Here is a 17,249-nt window from a genome sequence, read left to right on the forward strand (position 1 = left end):
ACCCGGGAGGCGCCGTTGTCGCTTTGGCATAGTGCAATCGTTGCAAAACCAAAACCGGGTTCTCGCCAGCCCATTCAGGGAAACCGCGGGATGGCGGCCCTTTCGGCCGGCCGTACCACCACTGCGCAGATGCCCCTGTATCGGCAGGCAGCCTATCCTGCACCACGATAAGGTACCGGAGTTTGACATATTCCCGCTTCGGAGCGCATCGAAGCGGGCGCGCCTCCGCGGACCCGGCAAGGCATGCGCCCGAACCTGATATCGACGGACCACCCGGCATGACCAGCCTGAAATTCGGCACCTCCGGCCTGCGCGGCCTCGTTACGGAGCTGGTCGGCCTGCCGACCTATGCCCATGTCCGCGCCTTCTGCGCCATGCTGCAGGAGGACAGGGCGGCCGGAGCGCGCGGGGAGGTCCTGATCGGCCGCGACCTGCGATCGTCGAGCCCGCTCATCGCGGCGCAATGCGCGCAAGCCATCGCCGATGCCGGGCTTGAGCCGGTGGATTGCGGCGCCGTGCCGACGCCTGCTCTGGCACAGGCGGCGATGGCCGCCGGAAGCCCGGCCGTGATGGTGACCGGCAGTCATATCCCCGATGACCGGAACGGCCTGAAATTCTACCGCGCCCAGGGCGAAATCGACAAGGCGGACGAAGCGCGCATCCTCGCCCATCATGAAGCGCTGGCACTGACGGCTGCTCCGGACGTCTCGGCCGAACCGCAGCGGCGCGACGTCGTCTCCGGCTATCGCGCCCGCTATGTCGATTTCTTCGGGCGCGCCCTGGAAGGCCTCACCGTCGGCGTCTACCAGCATTCCTCCGTCGGCCGCGACGTCATCTGCGACGTGTTGTCGGCGCTTGGCGCCACACCGATCGTGCTGGGGCGCAGCGACAGCTTCATCCCCGTCGATACCGAGGCGCTCCGTCCGGAGGATGAAGAACTGGCCCGGCGCTGGGCCGGCGAGCGCAGGCTCGACGCGATCGTCTCGACCGATGGCGACGCCGACCGTCCGCTGGTTGCCGACGAAACCGGCCGCTTCCTGCGCGGCGACCTCGTCGGCGCGCTCACCGCGCGCTTCCTCGGCGCGGATGCGATCGTCACGCCGGTCACGTCGAACTCGGCGCTGGACCGCCCCGGATCGTTCGCGAGGGTCGTGCGCACCCGTGTCGGCTCGCCCTATGTGATCGCGGGCATGGCGCAGGCCCAGGCCGAAGGTGCCAGGACCGTCATCGGTTTCGAGGCGAATGGCGGCGTCCTGCTCGGTTCGGAGGTCGTGCGGGACGGCCGGCGGCTTGCCGCCCTGCCGACGCGCGACGCCATGCTGCCTATCGTGGCGACGCTCGCACTGGCGCGCGCCACGCAAAAGCCGTTGAGCGCCATTGCGGCGGAAGCCCGCTTCGCCATCGCCCTGTCGAACCGCCTTCAGGAGGTCCCGCAGGACAGGACCACCGCCCTGATCGCCCGGCTCGACGCCGAGGATTCCGGATTCCGCGATACGGCTTTCGCTGCCCATGGCGGGGTCGCGGCGCGCGATCGCCGGGACGGGCTGCGCCTGACGCTCGGCAATGGCGCGACGGTGCATTTCCGGGCCTCGGGCAACGCTCCGGAACTGCGCGTCTATGTCGAGGCCCCGGTGCTGGCAGCGGCCGAAGCCCTGCTCGCCGAGAATCTCGCGTTCGCAGCGGCGCAAACGCGCTGAGTGACGATTTGCAGCCCATCCGCCAGACCGGCAAAGCCCTTCGAAGCCGCGCCTGACCAAACCGCCTTCGAGACAGCAGGATCCGTGACATGACCGAAGCTTTCATCTGCGCCTATGTCCGCACGCCGATCGGCCGCTTCGGCGGCTCGCTCTCCTCCGTCCGTGCGGACGATCTCGGCGCGGTGCCGCTGAAGGCCCTGGTCGAGCGTCATCCGCAAGTCGATTTCGGCACCGTGGACGATGTGATCTTCGGCTGCGCCAACCAGGCGGGCGAGGACAATCGCAATGTCGCGCGCATGTCGCTGCTGCTTGCCGGCCTGCCCAAGGAAGTGCCGGGCACGACGATCAACCGACTCTGCGGCTCCGGCATGGATGCCGTCATCGCAGCCGCGCGCGCGATCAAGGCGGGCGAGGCCGAATTGATGATCGCCGGCGGCGTCGAGAGCATGTCGCGCGCGCCCTTCGTCATGCCCAAGGCCGACAGCGCCTTCTCGCGCCATGCCGAGATCCACGACACCACCATCGGCTGGCGCTTCGTCAACCCGCTGATGAAGGCGCAGTACGGCATCGATTCCATGCCGGAGACCGGCGAGAACGTCGCCGCCGACTGCCATGTCAGCCGCGCCGACCAGGACGCCTTCGCGTTGCGCTCGCAGCTGAAGGCCGTCGCGGCGCAAGGCAATGGCCGGCTTGCCAAGGAGATCGTCCCGGTGCTGATCCCGCAGCGCAAGGGCGATCCCGTTCGCGTCGAGATCGACGAGCACCCGCGCGGCGACACCACGCTGGAGAAGCTCGCCAAGCTTGGCACGCCCTTCCGCAAGGAGGGCGGCACGGTCACAGCCGGCAATGCGTCGGGCGTCAATGACGGCGCCGCGGCGCTGATCATCGCCTCGGAGAAGGCCGCCGCGAAATACGGGCTGACGCCGATCGCGCGCATNAGCCGGCAATGCGTCGGGCGTCAATGACGGCGCCGCGGCGCTGATCATCGCCTCGGAGAAGGCCGCCGCGAAATACGGGCTGACGCCGATCGCGCGCATCCTCGGCGGAGCGACCTGCGGCATCGCGCCGCGCGTCATGGGCCTCGGCCCGATCCCCGCCACGCGCAAGCTCTGCGAGCGGCTTGGCCTGAAGCCCACCGATTTCGACATCGTCGAACTGAACGAGGCCTTCGCCTCGCAGGGCATCGCGGTGCTGCGCGAACTCGGCATCGCCGAGGACGGGGCGCATGTGAACCCGAATGGCGGTGCGATCGCGCTCGGCCACCCGCTCGGCATGTCCGGTGCCCGCATCACCGGCACCGCCGCGCTGGAGCTGTCCCTGACCGGCAAGCAGCGCGCGCTGGCGACCATGTGCATCGGCGTCGGCCAGGGTATCGCCGTCGCGCTGGAACGGGCGTAAGCGCCGTCACGGCTATTTTCTCCCGCACCACAGGCTCCGCCCCTAACCATAAGGGCCTTTGTTTCGCCGCGGTTCGGGCGTTTCGCTGTCGCGCGAAGGCAGTTCATGATAGGGCCGCAGGGTGAAAAGGGGGGTATGAGTTGAGACCGACGGCCAGAACCGCCGATCCGGGCGCGTGCGCCTCGTCCGCTCATTCTCCGCGCCTTCGCGATCACGGCCGCCAGGATTACCCCTTATGCCTCTGAGATTTCTCGTGACCGGCGGCGCCGGCTTCATCGGCTCGGCGGTGGTGCGCAAGCTGATCGGCGAGACGGAGCACGAGGTCTGCGTCGTCGACAAGCTGACCTATGCCGGCAACCTCGCCTCGCTGGAGCCGGTCTCCGGCAGCAACCGCTATCGCTTCGAGCAGGCCGATATCGGCCACAGTGAGCGGATGAAGGCGATCTTCGCCGATTTCCGGCCCGATATCGTCATGCATCTCGCCGCCGAGAGCCATGTCGACCGCTCGATCGACGGGCCGGCCGCCTTCATCGAGACCAATGTCGTCGGCTCGTTCACCCTGCTTCAGGAAGCGCTGCGGCATTTCCAAGGGCTGCCGGAAGATCGCAAGGGGCGCTTCCGCTTCCACCATATCTCGACCGACGAGGTCTTCGGTTCGCTGGGTAGCGACGGCTTCTTCCACGAGGACACGGCCTATCAACCGAACTCGCCCTACTCCGCCTCCAAGGCGGCGTCGGACCATCTCGCCCGCGCCTGGCACCATACCTACGGCCTGCCGGTGGTGATGACCAACTGCTCGAACAATTACGGGCCATACCACTTCCCGGAGAAGCTGATCCCGCTGATGATCATCAATGCGCTCGAGGGGAAGCCGCTGCCGGTCTACGGCAACGGGCTCAATGTGCGCGACTGGCTCTATGTCGACGACCATGCCGATGCGCTGCTCACCGTCGCCACCGCCGGCAAGCTCGGCGAGAGCTACAATATCGGCGGCCATAACGAGAAGACCAATATCGAGGTGGTCCAGGCGATCTGCGCCATCCTCGACGAACTCCGACCCGACTCGAAGGGTCCGCGCGAACGCCTGATCAGCTATGTCACCGACCGGCCGGGCCATGATGCACGCTATGCGATCGACGCCGGCAAGATCGGCCGCGAGCTCGGCTGGGCGCCGAAGGAGACCTTCGAAACGGGCCTGCGCCGCACGGTCGAATGGTATCTCGCCAATCCGACATGGTGGGGCGACATCCGTTCCGGCACCTATCGTGGCGAACGCCTCGGCGCGGCCTGAGCGGGAGAAGACATGCTGAACGTCGAAGACACGGCGATCCCCGCCGTCAAGATCGTCACGCCGAAGAAGTTCGGTGACCATCGCGGTTTCTTCTCGGAAACCTGGAGCCGCAACGCCTTTGCCGAGGCTGGGCTCGATCTCGATTTCGTTCAGGACAATCAGTCTCTGTCGGCCCCGGTCGGAACGCTGCGCGGCCTGCATTTCCAGTCCCCGCCCTGCGCGCAGGACAAGCTGGTGCGGGTCACGCGCGGGCGCATCCTCGATGTCGCCGTCGATATCCGAGCCTCCTCGCCCAGCTTCGGCAAGCATGTCGCGGTCGAGCTCTCCGCCGAGAACTGGAGGCAGCTCCTCGTCCCCATCGGCTTCGCCCATGGCTTCGTCACGCTCGAGCCGGATACCGAGGTGCTCTACAAGGTCACCGCTCCTTACGCGCCCGAGAACGACCACGGCCTTGCCTTCGACGACCCGGCGCTCGGCATCGACTGGCGCCTGCCCCTCTCGGGCCTCACCCTCTCCGACAAGGACCGCAAGCATCCGCGCCTCGCCGAGATGCTGCGGTATTTCGACTGATGACACTTCGCATCGCCGTCACCGGTTGGACCGGCCAGGTCGTCTGCGCCATGCTGGAGCGCGTGCCCGTCGGCGTCGAGGTCATCGCGCTGCGCCGGCCCGATCTCGACCTCGCCGTCCCGAAGACGGTCGCGCCGGCGCTGCGTTCGGCGAGGCCCGACGTGATCGTCAACACGGCCGCCTATACCGCCGTGGATCAGGCCGAGAGCGAGCCCGAACTCGCCATGCGCGTCAATGGCGAGGCTGCCGGCGAAGCGGCGCGTGCCGCAGCGGCGTTGGGCATCCCCATGATCCAGCTCTCGACCGATTATGTCTTCGACGGCGGGCTCGACCGGCCCTATCGCGAAGACGATGCGACCGGCCCTATCTCGGCCTATGGCGCGAGCAAGCTCGCCGGCGAACGGGCGGTCGCGGCCGCCACCGACAACCACGCCATCCTGCGCACGGCCTGGATCTACAGCCCCTTCGGCAAGAACTTCGTCAAGACGATGCTGCGCCTCGCCGAAACGCGCGACGAGGTCGGCGTCGTCGCCGACCAGGCGGGATGCCCGACCAGCGCGCTCGACATCGCCGATGTGATCTTCACCGTGGCGCGCAACCTGACTGCGCGGGCGGATGATGCGGACTTGCGCGGCGTGTTCCACATGAGCGCGGCGGGCGAAGCCGTCTGGGCCGATGTCGCCGAGGCGATCTTCGCCGAGCGCGAACGGCATGGCGGCGCACCGGTCAGGGTCAGGCGCATCGCCACGGCCGATTATCCGACGCCGGCGCGCCGGCCCCCCAATTCCCGGCTCGATTGCAGCAAGCTCGCGCTCGCCCATGAGGTGCGGCTGCCGGAATGGCAAAGCTCGCTCCGGCTTTGCGTCGCACGACTTCTCGAAGATCAGGCCAAGGACCAGAGTTAACGATGAAGGGCATCATCCTGGCCGGCGGTTCCGGCACCCGGCTGCACCCGATGACGCTGGCGATGTCGAAGCAGCTCCTGCCCGTCTACGACAAGCCGATGATCTACTATCCGCTCTCGACGCTGATGCTCGCCGGCATCCGCGACGTCCTGATCATCTCGACGCCGCACGATCTGCCGCATTTCAAGCGCCTGCTCGGCGACGGCTCCGACTGGGGCATGAGCCTCACCTATGCCGAGCAGCCGCATCCCGGCGGGCTGGCGCAGGCCTACCTGATCGGCGCCGATTTCGTCGCCGGCGAGCCCTCCGCTCTCGTTCTCGGCGACAACCTGTTCTATGGCCATTCCCTGCCCGCGATGATGGCGCGAGCCAAGGCGCGCGAGCAGGGCGCCACTGTCTTCGCCTACCATGTCAGCGATCCCGAGCGGTACGGCGTCGTCGCCTTCGACCAGACCGGCAAGGCGGTTTCGATCGAGGAAAAGCCCGAGGTTCCCAAGTCGAGCTGGGCCGTCACCGGCCTTTACTTCTACGATGCCGAGGTGGTCGAGATCGCCCGGTCGCTGGAGCCCTCGGCGCGCGGCGAGCTCGAAATCACCGACGTCAACCGGATCTATCTGGAGCGCGGCCAGCTCTCGGTGGAATCGATGGGCCGCGGCTTCGCCTGGCTCGATACCGGCACGCCCGACAGCCTGCTGGAAGCCGGCGAGTTCGTCCGGACCCTCGAAAGCCGCCAGGGCCTGCGCATCGCCTGCCCCGAAGAGATCGCGGCACGACAGGGCTGGATCTCGACGGCGCAGCTGACACGGCTCGGCGAGAAGCTCGCCAAGGGCGATTACGGCCAGTACCTCATGCGGATGGCCCGGGATATCGCCGGCTGAGCGGGAGATGCCGGGCTCTCTCGGCAAGCCCCTTACGGATACCCGCCCCGCTCCGTTATCGCTTGACAGCAAGGCCCGCCGCTCGTCATCTGCTCCCGTTCCCAGGGGGGCCTCGCTAGGAGGCTGAGATTCCGCCGGCTGGGCTTTCGAGCCTTAGGCAACGCGGTGACCCTCCGAACCTGATCCGGATCATACCGGCGTAGGGATGCGGGACATGCGGCCTTGAGGCCCTGATTCCAGCTTGCGCTCGTGATCCTCCAGCGATCGACGCTCCGGCTTGCCCGTCTGCGTCCGAACGGAGTGGCTTCAAGTGACGCAAGCCGAGATCATCGCGGCGCTATCGGCATTCATCGCGCTTCCCGACGCGTCGGAAGCCGAGTTCGAGGCGATGGCGCTCAAGGTCTTCGCCTATCAGTTCCGCAACAACGAGCCCTATAAGCGCTTCTGCCTGCAGCGCGGCCGCACGCCGCTCTCGGTGAAGCGCTGGCGCGACATCCCGGCCGTACCGATCACCGCCTTCAAGGACCTGACGCTGAGCTGCAGCCTGCCGGAAGCCGCCGAACGCGTCTTCATGACCAGCGGTACAACGCAAGGCATTCGTGGGCGCAGCTACCATCCGACGCTCGACGTCTGGAAGCGCTCGATGCTGGTCAATTTCCGCGCGCACTTCATGCAGGGCCGCGAGCACATCCGCATGGGCATCCTCTTTCCCGACGAGACGGAGCTGCCGAATTCCTCGCTCGCCACCTATCTCTCGCTCGCCAAGCGCGAATGCGGCACGGCTGATTCCGAGACTTTCATCAACGCCGCCGGGCTCGATCTCGACGGTCTTCTGTCGGCACTGGAGCAGGCTGAGACAAGCGGCGAGCCCTATGCCCTGCTGGGCGCGAGCTATTCCTTGGTGCCCGTGCTGGACGCGCTCGCGGCGAGCGGTCGGCGCTTCGCCCTGCCGGAGGGCAGCCGCATCCTCGATACCGGCGGCTTCAAGGGCCAATCGCGCGAACTTGGGCCCGACGAATTCTATGACGGTCTCAGCGCTGCCTTCGGCGTGCCGCGCGCGTCCTGCATCAACATGTACGGGATGACCGAGCTGAGCTCACAGCTCTATGACGACGGCAATGCCGTCTGCCCGTCGGTCAAATCCGGCCCGCACTGGATCCGCAGCCGCGTCGTCGATCCCCTCACCGGCATCGACCTGCCGGAGGGCCAACGCGGCGTGATCGTCCATCACGACCTCGCCCATTTCAACTGCGTCGCGGCGATCCTGACCGAGGATGCCGGCGAGATCGTGCCGGGTGGATTCAAGCTGCTCGGCCGCGTCGATGGCGAGGCCTCGAAGGGCTGCTCGGTCGCCGCCGCCGAATTCCTCGCAGCGGCACGAGGCTGACGACGGTGATCGAGCATGCGGGCCATCTGCCGAGCCTGAACCGCGAGGCGCTGCGTTGGCGCGAAGTTAGCCATAGCGCCTGGGGCGAGAGCGTCGCCATCGCGCTGCCGGAGCTCGACGAAGTGCAGGCCGCGGCGCTCTGTGCTCACGTGCGCGACAACGCGCGCGCCCGGCTGAAGCGGATGGAGACAGCCCGCATCGTCACGGCGATCGATGCCGCCATCGCGCGCCTGCTCGACCGCTCACACCCACTGCGGCTTAAGGCCGAGCACCTTCTGCCGATCGTCACCGGCTACGACCGCGAGACGGTGCGGCTAGGCCTGACCGGCTATCTCAAGACCTTCCGCAAGCCGCAGCTCCTGTGCTTCCTGGCCGAGGATTTCGCCAATCCCGGCCTGCTCGACGGTTTCCAGCCGACGCCCAAGGGCGGCTACCTGCGCGCCCACGGCCCGGACCTGCTGCTGCATGTATGGGCCGGCAATGTCCCCGCGCTCTCGCTCTGGAGCCTGATCTGCGGCTTGCTGGTCAAGGCCGGCAACATCGGCAAGCTCGCCTCGGCCGAACCACTGACGGCCGGCTGGTTCGCCAACCTCCTCGCCGAGATCGATCCCGAGATCGGTGAATGCCTCGCCATCACCTGGTGGAAAGGCGGCGAAGCGGCTGCCGAGCCCACCTTCCTGCGCGCGGCCGATACCGTCATGGCCTATGGCGGCAACGAGACGCTGACGGCGCTGCGCGCCAAGCTGCCGATCACCACCCGCTTCCTGCCGCATGGCCACAAGATCGGCTTCGGCGTGATCGCGCGAGAGGCGCTCGACAGCCGCAAGACTCCTGCCTTGGCGCGGCTCGCGGCGCATGACGTCACCCGCTACGAACAGCAGGGCTGCTACTCGCCGCAGATGCTCTTCGTCGAGCAAGGCGGGCGGGTCAGCCCGGCCGAGTTCGCGCGCCATGTCGCGCAGGAACTGGCGACCCTCTCCTCCCGCCATCCGCGCCGTGCCTTGTCGCAGGGCGAAGCGGCGTCGATCGCGGCATGGCGCGGCGCGCAAGAGGCGCGCGCGATGGATGGCACCGCCGAACTTCTCGGCGAGCTGTCCGATCCCTGGAGCGTCGCCCATGTCGAGACGCCGGAAGCCCTGAGCCCGACCGGCCTGAACCGCACGCTCAAGCTGGTCGCGATCGACAGCCTCGACGAGGTCCCTGCTCTCGTCGCGCCCTATCGCAGCTTCCTGCAGACGGCGGGTGTCGCTGCTGCGCCCGAGCGGCTGTTCCGGCTTTCGGAGCAGCTCGCAGCAGTCGGCGTCAGCCGCATCGCCCCGCTCGGCCGCATGACCGCGCCGGAGGCCGGCTGGCACCATGACGGGCGCTTCAGCCTGCTCGACCTCGTCACCTTTACCGAGATCGAACAATCAGCCGAAGCCGCGTCAGAAGGGTTTGCGCCCTATGTCGACTGACCCCACCAAAACCGATTTCGTCACGATCGAACGTACCAGCTATCGCTATGACGCGACCGGCCCGGCCGTTGTCGATGCGATCGACTGGACGATCCCGCGCGGGGAGATCCATTGCCTGCTCGGCCGCAGCGGCTGCGGCAAGACCACCTTGCTCAAGCTCGCTGCCGGCCTGCTGCTGCCGAGCGAAGGCACGATCCGCATCGGCGGCGAGGCACTGGCCGGGCCGAGCCCACACGCCGGCTTCGTCTTCCAGGCGCCGACGCTGCTCGACTGGCTGAGCGCGCTCGACAACGTCCTGCTGCCGGTCTCGCTGAAGCGCCGCCCGACCATCGCCGACAAGGATGCCGCGCTCGACCTGCTTGAGCGTGTCGGCCTCGCGGATTTCGCGATGCGCCGCCCGGCCGAGCTTTCCGGCGGCCAGCAGAGCCGCGTCGCGGTCGCCCGCGCTCTGGTCGGCAATCCCGATCTCCTGCTGCTCGACGAGCCCTTCGCTGCGCTCGATGCCCTGACGCGCGAGGAATTGCAGGACGATCTGCTGCGCCTCTGCGCGCTCAACGGCACGACCGCGCTCTTCGTCACGCATGATATCGGCGAGGCCGTCTATCTCGCCGACAAAGTCGCGGTGATGGCGGCCGGCCGGTTGACGCATGTGCGCCGGATCGAGCTCGTCCGCCCGCGTCATCGCGACATGCGCTATGCGCCATCTTTCATCGCGGCATGCCGCGCCTTGCGCGATGCGATGGACGGCGCAACCACGGCCAGCCGGAGGCCGGCGGCATGATCGCCCGCCTGCCCTCTCTGCTGCTGCTCGTCGCCCTGCTCGCCGGCTGGGAAGCCTGGTGCCGGCTCGGCGGGCTCTCGCCGCTCGTGCTGCCGACGCCTTCCAGCGTGCTCGCAACGCTGTGGAGCGAGATCGCGACCGGCCGGCTCTGGCCGCATCTGGCGATGACGGCCACGGAAATGGCGCTCGGTCTCGGCATCGGCGCCGTTGTCGGACTTGGTGTCGGCATCCTGCTGGCGGAATTCCCGGCGCTCAGCCGCCTGCTGCGGCCCTATGTGCTGGCGAGTCAGCTCGTGCCAAAACTCGCGCTCGGGCCGCTCTTCATCATCTGGTTCGGTTTCGGCATGACGCCGACCGTCGTCATCACCGCGCTGATCTGCTTCTTCCCGCTGATGGAGAACACGCTGACCGGCATCAGCGAGGTCGATGCTTCCAGGCGCGAACTCTTCCGCATGCTCGGTGCCGGGCGCCTCCAGACCCTGCTGCGGCTCAAGCTGCCGGCGGCGCTGCCCATCATCATGGCGGGCCTGCGCGTCGCGGTCGTGCTGGCCTTGGTCGGCGCGGTCGTCGGCGAGTTCATCGGCGGGCGCATCGGGCTCGGCGCCTCGATCATCGCCGCGCAGAGCGTGATGGATTCGAGCCTGATCTTCGCGCTCTTCATCGTCATCACCGCCCTTGGAATGCTGCTCTACGAGGCCGTGCGCCTGATCGAGCGCCGCGTCCTGCATCGCTTCTCGAAAGGCTGATCCCCATGTCCGCGCTGCGCGCCTTCCTCATGCTTGCCCTCTCCTGCCTCGTCGCGGCGCCCGCGACGGCTCAATCGCTCGACAAGGTCACCGTCGCCGGCTGGAGCCAGCCGATCAGCGAGATCACCAATCTCCTGGCCGAGCCGGATAAGGGCTTCTTCAAGGCCAAGGGCATCGCGCTCGACTATGTGCCCGGCACCGGCGGCGGCGCGGCCTTGCAGAACATGCTCGCGGGCCAGGCCGACATCGCCTTCACCGATCCGGCCGCGCTCTATCTCGCGCTCGACAAGGGCGAGAAGCTCGTCGCGATCTACAACATCTATCCGCAGAACGTCTTCAACGTCGTCGCGCTGAAGAGCAGCGGCATCCGCTCCGCCGCCGATCTCAAGGGCAAGCGCATCGGCGTCTACAGCCTCGCCAGCGGCACCTATCAGAACCTGCTCGTACTGCTGCATCAGGTCGGACTCGGCGAGAAGGACGTCACCATCCAGCCAACCGGCCTGCTCAATTTCGCGCCGCTGATGCAGGGGCAGGTCGATGCCACCGCCGCGACCGATACCGGACTGCTCGTCGCCCGCGCCAAGGGCTTGGGCGAAGCCAACGTCATCGAAGTCCGCGACCAGCTCAACCTGCCGAGCGACATCTTCGTCGTGAAAGAAAGCTATTACGAGCAGAACAAGCCGCTGCTGAAGCGCTTCCTCGCCGCCTATCGCGATTCCGCCGCCTGGATGATCGCCAAGCCCGAAGAGGCCGCGCGCATCGCCGTCACCCGTGCCATCAACGGCCGCGACGAGGCCATGAACCTCGAGATCATCAAGCTGCGCAATGCGTCGAGCGGCTCGCCGACCACCGAGCGCGAGGGGCTCGGCCGCTTCGATCTCGAGGCCCTGCAAAAGGGCGCCGACACCTTCCGCAGCCTTGGCCTGATCGCCCGTCAGATCGACATGAAGGCCGTCGTGAAGAGCGACCTGATCCCGCCGAAGGATGGCGCGCCATGAAGTTCCGAGACCGGGCCATCCTCGTCACCGGCGGGAGCCGCGGCATCGGGGCTGCGATCGCGAAAGCCTTCGCCGCTGAGGGCGGTATCGTCATCGTCAATTACCGGACGGACGAGGCGGCTGCCGAGGCCGTCGTCGCGGAATGCCGCGCGCTCGGCGGCGAAGCATTGGCCATCGCCGCCGATGTCACGTCCTCCGACGCGGTCGCGGCCATGGCGACGCGCATCGCGGAGGAGGTCGGCCGGCTCGATGTCGTCGTCAACAACGCCTTCGCGCCCTATCGCTTCGACCCGGATAACCGCGCCCGCTTCTGGGAGACGCCGTGGGAAGCCTATGAGCAGCAGTTCGAAGGGGCGGTGAAGGCCGCCTACACGGTCAGCCGCGCGATGCTGCCGCTACTCCAGCGCCGCAGCGGAGGGGCCATCGTCAATCTCGCCAGCGATCTGGTGACGCGGCCGAGCATTCCCTATCACGACTACACCACCGCCAAGGCGGCACTGGTCGGCTTCAGCCGCAATCTCGCGGCCGAGCTCGGCCCGCTCGGTATCCGTGTCAACTGCGTCGCGCCGGGGCTGGTCTATCCGACGCAGGCGAGCGCGACGACGCCGGAAGAGGTGCGGGAGATGCTGATCACGCAGACGCCCTTGCGCCGCATCGCGACGCCGGAGGATGTCGCTGGCCCGGTGCTCTTCCTCGCCAGCGACTGGGGCCGCTTCGTCACGGGCCAAGTGCTCCATGTCGATGGCGGGCTGGTGATGGCCTGAGCAGAGGGCGAGGAGCAGGCCTCCTCTCCGCTCGAAACCTGTGGCATGCCTGAAGGCTCAGCTCCGTGAGGAAGCCATGGCCCGGCTCGATTTCATCTTCATGCTCACGCGCCATGACCGGACGGTGCCGGACGCCATCGACCATGTCGCGACCGCACTGGCGGCCGGCATCCGCCATATCGGCTTCAAGGATATCGGCCTGCCGTTCGCCGAACTCCGGACCGTCCACCGCCTGATCAAGGCCGGCGGCGCAACGAGCTATCTCGAAGTCGTCTCGCTCGATCGCTCCAGCGAGATCGCCTCGGTGAGAGCGGCCATCGATCTCGGTGTCGACAACCTGCTCGGTGGGACCCATGCCGAGGACGTGCTGCCGCTGCTGCGCGGCACCGGCATCCGCTACTACCCCTTTGCCGGACGCATCTCCGGCCATCCGAGCATTCTGGAAGGTTCCGTCGCCGAGATCGCCGGCAGCGCCCGAGCCATCGCCAACCGGGACGGCGTCGATGGGCTCGATCTGCTGGCCTACCGCTCGAATACGGATGCGGAAGCGCTGATCGCGGCGGTCTGCGCTGCGACGGACAAGCCCGTCCTCGTCGCCGGCTCGATCGAGCGTCCCGAGCAGATCGCAGCGATCCATCGCTGCCGAGCCGCCGGCTTCACCATCGGCACGGCCGCGCTGGAAGGCCGTTTTCCTGCCTCCGGCCGGGCTTTGCGGGCACAGCTCGACGCCATTGCCGACTGTCTCTGAGCAAGAGCAGCCGGACCATTTCACGAGGTCCGGCACCGGAACGTCGTCACTCAGCCTTCTTGCCGGCGGCGTCGAACTGCTTGAGATAGGCCAGCAGGTCGGCGACGCGCTTCTCGTCCTTGAGACCGGCATAGATCATCTTCGTGCCAGCGACCTTGGCGCGCGGGTTCTGGATGTATTCGGCGAAGGTCGCCTCGTCCCAGACCAGGCCCGAGGCCTTCATCGCCGCGCTGTAGCTGTAGCCTTCATGCGCGCCGGCCTTCTGGCCGATGACGCCGTTGAGCGCGGGGCCGACCAGGTTCTTGGCGGTTTCGCCGACCTGATGGCAAGCGCGGCACTGGGCAAAGACCTTCTCGCCGGCAGCGGCGTCCTGGGCGCGGGCGGGCTGGACGGCGGCCGCCAGCAAGGCGGCGCCGGCGAGGACTGCGAATTTCATCACGAGATATCCTATGGCTTCGGAGCGAAGGGATTGACCCAGCCACCGTTCTGGGCCGGCGCCTTCGGCGGGAAGGCCTGGGCGAGATAATCGAGCAGGGTCTTGCGCATCTCCGGATCGGGTTCCGGCATGCCGTGCTTTTCCGCCATCCAGTGGAGCGTCTCGTCCCAGCGGGCGCGATCCATGCCCTGCCGGCCGACGACCGTCATCGAATGGCAGGCGATGCAGTAGCCGAAGGTCTCTTCGCGGCCGGGGAAATCGGGCAGCGTCTCGGCGGTCTCCTCCTGCGCGAAGCTGCCGGAGGGGGCGAGGAGGATGGCCGCGAGAGCGGCCATCCGAAGCGATTGCGCGAGCACCATCGTCAGCCAACCAGAACCGCGATGCGGTGGAGCGGGTTGGAGCCGTAGCCCTGCGGGTTCCAGTTCGTCGCGACATGCGGCTGGGCGACGCCACGGGAATCGGTCGCGCGGGCCCAGAGCTCGAAATAGCCGTCGCTCGGCAGCTTGACCTTTCCGGTCCAGCGCACCCAGTCATAGCGGTTCTTCGGCTTGGCGAGGGTCATGGCGTGCCAGCGCTGGCCGGCATCGAAGGAGACCTCGACCTTCGCAACATTGTGGTCGCCGGCCCAGGCCGCGCCGCGCAAGGCGACTTCGCGCGTTGCCGCCGGCAGGCGAGCGCCGTTGGCGGGCGCGCTGATGATCGAGCGCACCGGCATCGAGGTCAGGTCGGCGAAATTGGTCTTGCCGTCCGCATTCGAGCCGGGAACGATCGGAACGGTGGGCACGCGATAGGAGGTGCCGCCCATGCCCTGCCCGTCATGCGGCGTCGCCCGCACCAGGATGCGGTTGAGCCATTTCGACGAGAGCGAGGCCGGCCAGCCGGGCACCACGAGGCGCAGCGGGCCGCCATGGATATGCGGCAGCGGCTCGCCATTCATCGCCCAGACGATCAGGGAATGCGGCTCCAGCGCCTTCTCGATCGGCATGCCGCGCGAGACCGCGTCCTTGGTGGTGTCGCCGGAGAGATGCGGATCGGCGCCGTAATGGCCGGTGAACTTGGCGGAGGCCTTGAGGCCGGCCGCCTTCAGCACGTCGGCGAGGCGCACGCCGGTCCATTCGGCGCAGCCCGCGCCGCCATTCGTCCACTGGTTGCCGCGCGCCGCCGGCGTGTAGAAGGAGCGGCCGTTGCCACCGCATTCCAGCACCATGCGGAAGGTCTGCGCCTTGAAGCGGGATTTCAGCTCCTTGACCGTCAGCGTCAACGGCTTGTCGACCTCGCCCTCGATCTTGAGCTGCCAGCCATCGACATCCTTGATCGGCTCCGGAATCTGGCCGTTGTTGCGGACGAAGAATTTGGCGATCGGCGTGGTGTCGTCGTCGAGCAGGTTCGCGGGCGTCTCGGCGACGAGCGGGCGGTCGCCGAGCAGGGTCAGGCCCTTGTCCTTGCCGGGATAGTCGAAGGGCTGCGGCCCCTTGGGCGGCGCGGCGGCGGGGGCAGCGCCCTGCGCGGCAGCAGGCGACGGGCGGACGAGACCGCCGGCAGCGAGGCCGAGCGCGGCGAGGCTGCCGCCGAGCAGAAGACGTCGCGATGTACGGGGGGTATCAAGGGCGCCGGCAGCAGGCACGGCATCGGTAGCGGCTGCGCCATCGCGCAGGTCTACTTCGTTGAGCATGGCGTTTCTCCCGAGGACATATTCCTCACTGGAGACGACGCATCAGCTCTTCGATTTATTCCAAGCTGAGAGAATCTTTTTTCAGCCGAGGCAGGCCGGCCCCACACTGCGGGCCTCAGTCAGCGCCGCGACCTGCTCGCGCGGGACGCCGGGCTCGTCGCGCGTGATCCTTGCGACCAGCGCGGCGATGCCGTCGAGGCGGGCGGGGTCGATGCCGCGCCCGAGCAGGGCATAGCTCGCGCGCTCCCCCCGCCATGCACGAACCAAGAGGCCATCGCGATCCTGCACGGCCGGCTGCTGTGGCAGCGCCGCCTCGACCGGCGCGATCCAGAGACCGACGCGGCAGCCATTCGGACCGACATAGCCGGCGAGCATGCCGCCGCCGCCACGCCCGGCAGGGTCGAGCGAGAGATGCACGAGACGCAGCGAGGCGAGCGACAGGTCCGGCAGAGCCCCGGCTTCGACACCAGCGAGTTCGACGCCGAGACGCGGCGCCGTGCCCGCCGGAGACTGCGCCAGCCAGAGCTGATGGGCGGCGATCGCGGCGGAGAGGGACGAGGCGCCCGACTGCCGCTGGCCGATGCCGAGCGAAGCTGCACCGATGAACAGAGCAAGGCAGGCCGCGGCAGCCCAAGGCGCCCAGCGCATCGCCCGCGAACGGGCTCGCGGCAGCGCGAAGGGCGGTGGCGCGGGCATCGGCGATGCGGCTTTCACCGCTGCCCGCAGCCGCGTCAGCGTCGCGACCTGAGCGGCAGCCGCGCGATCATCGGCGAGTGCCGCCGCGACCTTGGCGGCTTGATCGGGCTCCAGCTCGCCGTCGACATAGGCGTTGAGCATGGTCCAGGAGAGAATGTCGCGGTCGGTCACTTAATCGCCAGATCGTTTGCGCTGTCGCGCGGCAAAGGGGCGGACGGTCCCGCCCTCGATCGCATTCAAAAGCAAAAGCCGCGCCCGGCTGAGGCGGCTCATCACGGTTCCCACGGGCACGCCCAGGATATCCGCCGCCTCGCCATAGCGGAAGCCGGCGAGATCGACCAGTTCGATCACTTCGCGATGAGGCTGGTCGAGACGCTCCAGCGCCTGCCGGACGGTGATGACCGCGATCATCCGGTCGTCGCGGCGCCATTGCTCGTCTTCCAGCGCCTCCTCGGCTGCCGCGGCATTGACCGCGCTGCGGCGATGCTCGTCGATCCAGATATTGCGCAGGATCGCGAAGAGCCACGCCCGGACGCGGTCGCCCTCCTCCGGCGGCGAGGCGGCAAGCGCCTTCGTCGCGCAGGATTGCAGGAGATCGGCCGCGCCGTCGCGGTTGCCGCTCAGGCGCAACGCATAGGAGAACAGGCGCTCCCAGTTCTGGCGCAGCGCACGCTCGATGATGATACGCAAGGACGAAGCCCTCCGCAGCGGCTGTCGCCTGTCTAGCCCAGCTGCAAGACAGCTCCAAGCCTCGCCATGGAGAGCCGTCCCAACAGAAAGCCCCGCCGGCTGGGCCGGCGGGGCTGATGGCAGAGCAATGCTCGCTCG

General features: G+C 67.9%; 18 protein-coding genes, 1 pseudogene and 1 riboswitch. Of the genes and pseudogenes, 14 read left to right on the forward strand and 5 right to left on the reverse strand.

Annotation, left to right across the window (positions count from 1 at the left end; translation table 11 throughout):
- Positions 1-278: 278 nt before the first annotated feature.
- The 14 genes and pseudogenes from ASE61_RS15910 to ASE61_RS15970 all read left to right on the forward strand — a co-directional run bounded on the left by ASE61_RS15910 (position 279) and on the right by ASE61_RS15970 (position 13,617).
- Entirely contained in the window at positions 279-1,697 is a 1,419-nt protein-coding gene (locus tag ASE61_RS15910; protein ID WP_061968511.1) for a phosphomannomutase, read from the forward strand.
- Positions 1,698-1,786: 89 nt separating this feature from the next.
- Positions 1,787-2,634 (forward strand): acetyl-CoA C-acyltransferase (locus tag ASE61_RS27185; protein ID WP_244492875.1); only part of this gene is annotated, 848 nt, incomplete at its 3' end.
- 1 nt (position 2,635) lies between these two features.
- Positions 2,636-3,095, forward strand: a pseudogene (locus ASE61_RS27190) (3-oxoadipyl-CoA thiolase); the annotation flags it as partial.
- A gap of 235 nt (positions 3,096-3,330) precedes the next feature.
- Positions 3,331-4,386 carry a dTDP-glucose 4,6-dehydratase gene (rfbB, locus tag ASE61_RS15920; RefSeq protein ID WP_061968513.1) on the forward strand — a complete coding sequence of 352 codons (1,056 nt, stop codon included), beginning with the start codon at positions 3,331-3,333 and terminating at the stop codon, positions 4,384-4,386.
- Positions 4,387-4,398: 12 nt separating this feature from the next.
- The gene (gene rfbC / locus ASE61_RS15925; RefSeq protein ID WP_061968514.1) at positions 4,399-4,956 is read left to right on the forward strand and encodes a dTDP-4-dehydrorhamnose 3,5-epimerase; all 558 of its coding nucleotides are present in this window, start codon (positions 4,399-4,401) and stop codon (positions 4,954-4,956) included.
- Positions 4,956-5,861, forward strand: coding sequence for a dTDP-4-dehydrorhamnose reductase (gene rfbD / locus ASE61_RS15930; RefSeq protein WP_061968515.1), 906 nt, complete (start codon positions 4,956-4,958; stop codon positions 5,859-5,861). Before rfbC ends, rfbD begins: the two co-directional genes overlap by 1 nt.
- Positions 5,862-5,863: 2 nt before the next feature.
- Positions 5,864-6,739: a glucose-1-phosphate thymidylyltransferase RfbA gene (gene rfbA / locus ASE61_RS15935; RefSeq protein WP_061968517.1), complete on the forward strand. Its 876-nt coding sequence runs from the start codon at positions 5,864-5,866 to the stop codon at positions 6,737-6,739.
- A 93-nt stretch (positions 6,740-6,832) separates the two neighbouring features.
- A riboswitch (TPP riboswitch) is annotated at positions 6,833-6,963 on the forward strand.
- 86 nt (positions 6,964-7,049) lie between these two features.
- Positions 7,050-8,126: a long-chain fatty acid--CoA ligase gene (locus ASE61_RS15940; protein ID WP_061968518.1), complete on the forward strand. Its 1,077-nt coding sequence runs from the start codon at positions 7,050-7,052 to the stop codon at positions 8,124-8,126.
- A gap of 5 nt (positions 8,127-8,131) precedes the next feature.
- Positions 8,132-9,580, forward strand: a complete 1,449-nt coding sequence (locus ASE61_RS15945) for an acyl-CoA reductase (RefSeq protein WP_082617466.1) — start codon at positions 8,132-8,134, stop codon at positions 9,578-9,580.
- On the forward strand, positions 9,570-10,361 hold the full coding sequence (locus tag ASE61_RS15950) for an ABC transporter ATP-binding protein (RefSeq protein WP_061968521.1): 792 nt from the start codon (positions 9,570-9,572) through the stop codon (positions 10,359-10,361). Before ASE61_RS15945 ends, ASE61_RS15950 begins: the two co-directional genes overlap by 11 nt.
- Positions 10,358-11,107 (forward strand): ABC transporter permease, encoded by a 750-nt coding sequence (locus ASE61_RS15955; protein WP_061969121.1) that lies wholly within the window; start codon positions 10,358-10,360, stop codon positions 11,105-11,107. The genes ASE61_RS15950 and ASE61_RS15955 overlap by 4 nt, the downstream gene beginning before the upstream one ends.
- 5 nt (positions 11,108-11,112) lie before the next feature.
- On the forward strand, positions 11,113-12,105 hold the full coding sequence (locus ASE61_RS15960) for an ABC transporter substrate-binding protein (protein WP_061968523.1): 993 nt from the start codon (positions 11,113-11,115) through the stop codon (positions 12,103-12,105).
- Positions 12,102-12,869: an SDR family oxidoreductase gene (locus tag ASE61_RS15965; RefSeq protein WP_061968524.1), complete on the forward strand. Its 768-nt coding sequence runs from the start codon at positions 12,102-12,104 to the stop codon at positions 12,867-12,869. The genes ASE61_RS15960 and ASE61_RS15965 overlap by 4 nt, the downstream gene beginning before the upstream one ends.
- A gap of 76 nt (positions 12,870-12,945) precedes the next feature.
- Positions 12,946-13,617: a hypothetical protein gene (locus ASE61_RS15970; protein ID WP_061968526.1), complete on the forward strand. Its 672-nt coding sequence runs from the start codon at positions 12,946-12,948 to the stop codon at positions 13,615-13,617.
- A gap of 46 nt (positions 13,618-13,663) precedes the next feature.
- On the opposite strand, the gene ASE61_RS15975 is transcribed toward ASE61_RS15970, so the two are convergent.
- The 5 genes from ASE61_RS15975 to ASE61_RS15995 form a co-directional block, all read right to left on the reverse strand.
- On the reverse strand, positions 13,664-14,053 hold the full coding sequence (locus ASE61_RS15975) for a c-type cytochrome (RefSeq protein WP_061968527.1): 390 nt from the start codon (positions 14,051-14,053) through the stop codon (positions 13,664-13,666).
- Positions 14,054-14,064: 11 nt separating this feature from the next.
- Entirely contained in the window at positions 14,065-14,388 is a 324-nt protein-coding gene (locus tag ASE61_RS15980; protein ID WP_156407118.1) for a hypothetical protein, read from the reverse strand.
- A gap of 26 nt (positions 14,389-14,414) precedes the next feature.
- The gene (locus ASE61_RS15985) at positions 14,415-15,725 is read right to left on the reverse strand and encodes a sulfite oxidase (protein WP_082617467.1); all 1,311 of its coding nucleotides are present in this window, start codon (positions 15,723-15,725) and stop codon (positions 14,415-14,417) included.
- A gap of 81 nt (positions 15,726-15,806) precedes the next feature.
- Positions 15,807-16,592, reverse strand: coding sequence for a hypothetical protein (locus ASE61_RS15990; protein WP_061968531.1), 786 nt, complete (start codon positions 16,590-16,592; stop codon positions 15,807-15,809).
- Positions 16,593-17,111 (reverse strand): RNA polymerase sigma factor, encoded by a 519-nt coding sequence (locus ASE61_RS15995; protein WP_082617468.1) that lies wholly within the window; start codon positions 17,109-17,111, stop codon positions 16,593-16,595.
- Positions 17,112-17,249 lie beyond the last annotated feature (138 nt).

It is taken from the genome of Allobosea sp. Root670 (assembly GCF_001429415.1).
Lineage (GTDB): Bacteria > Pseudomonadota > Alphaproteobacteria > Rhizobiales > Beijerinckiaceae > Allobosea > Allobosea robiniae.

Excerpts from the sequence above, each read along its gene's own strand:
- ASE61_RS15910 (WP_061968511.1), top strand. The coding sequence starts at position 279 with ATGACCAGCCTGAAATTCGGCACCTCCGGCCTGCGCGGCCTCGTTACG.
- rfbB (WP_061968513.1), top strand. The coding sequence starts at position 3,331 with ATGCCTCTGAGATTTCTCGTGACCGGCGGCGCCGGCTTCATCGGCTCG.
- rfbC (WP_061968514.1), top strand. The coding sequence starts at position 4,399 with ATGCTGAACGTCGAAGACACGGCGATCCCCGCCGTCAAGATCGTCACG.
- rfbD (WP_061968515.1), top strand. The coding sequence starts at position 4,956 with ATGACACTTCGCATCGCCGTCACCGGTTGGACCGGCCAGGTCGTCTGC.
- rfbA (WP_061968517.1), top strand. The coding sequence starts at position 5,864 with ATGAAGGGCATCATCCTGGCCGGCGGTTCCGGCACCCGGCTGCACCCG.
- ASE61_RS15950 (WP_061968521.1), top strand. The coding sequence starts at position 9,570 with ATGTCGACTGACCCCACCAAAACCGATTTCGTCACGATCGAACGTACC.
- ASE61_RS15955 (WP_061969121.1), top strand. The coding sequence starts at position 10,358 with ATGATCGCCCGCCTGCCCTCTCTGCTGCTGCTCGTCGCCCTGCTCGCC.
- ASE61_RS15960 (WP_061968523.1), top strand. The coding sequence starts at position 11,113 with ATGTCCGCGCTGCGCGCCTTCCTCATGCTTGCCCTCTCCTGCCTCGTC.
- ASE61_RS15965 (WP_061968524.1), top strand. The coding sequence starts at position 12,102 with ATGAAGTTCCGAGACCGGGCCATCCTCGTCACCGGCGGGAGCCGCGGC.
- ASE61_RS15970 (WP_061968526.1), top strand. The coding sequence starts at position 12,946 with ATGGCCCGGCTCGATTTCATCTTCATGCTCACGCGCCATGACCGGACG.
- ASE61_RS15975 (WP_061968527.1), bottom strand. The coding sequence starts at position 14,053 with ATGAAATTCGCAGTCCTCGCCGGCGCCGCCTTGCTGGCGGCCGCCGTC.
- ASE61_RS15980 (WP_156407118.1), bottom strand. The coding sequence starts at position 14,388 with ATGGCCGCTCTCGCGGCCATCCTCCTCGCCCCCTCCGGCAGCTTCGCG.
- ASE61_RS15985 (WP_082617467.1), bottom strand. The coding sequence starts at position 15,725 with ATGCTCAACGAAGTAGACCTGCGCGATGGCGCAGCCGCTACCGATGCC.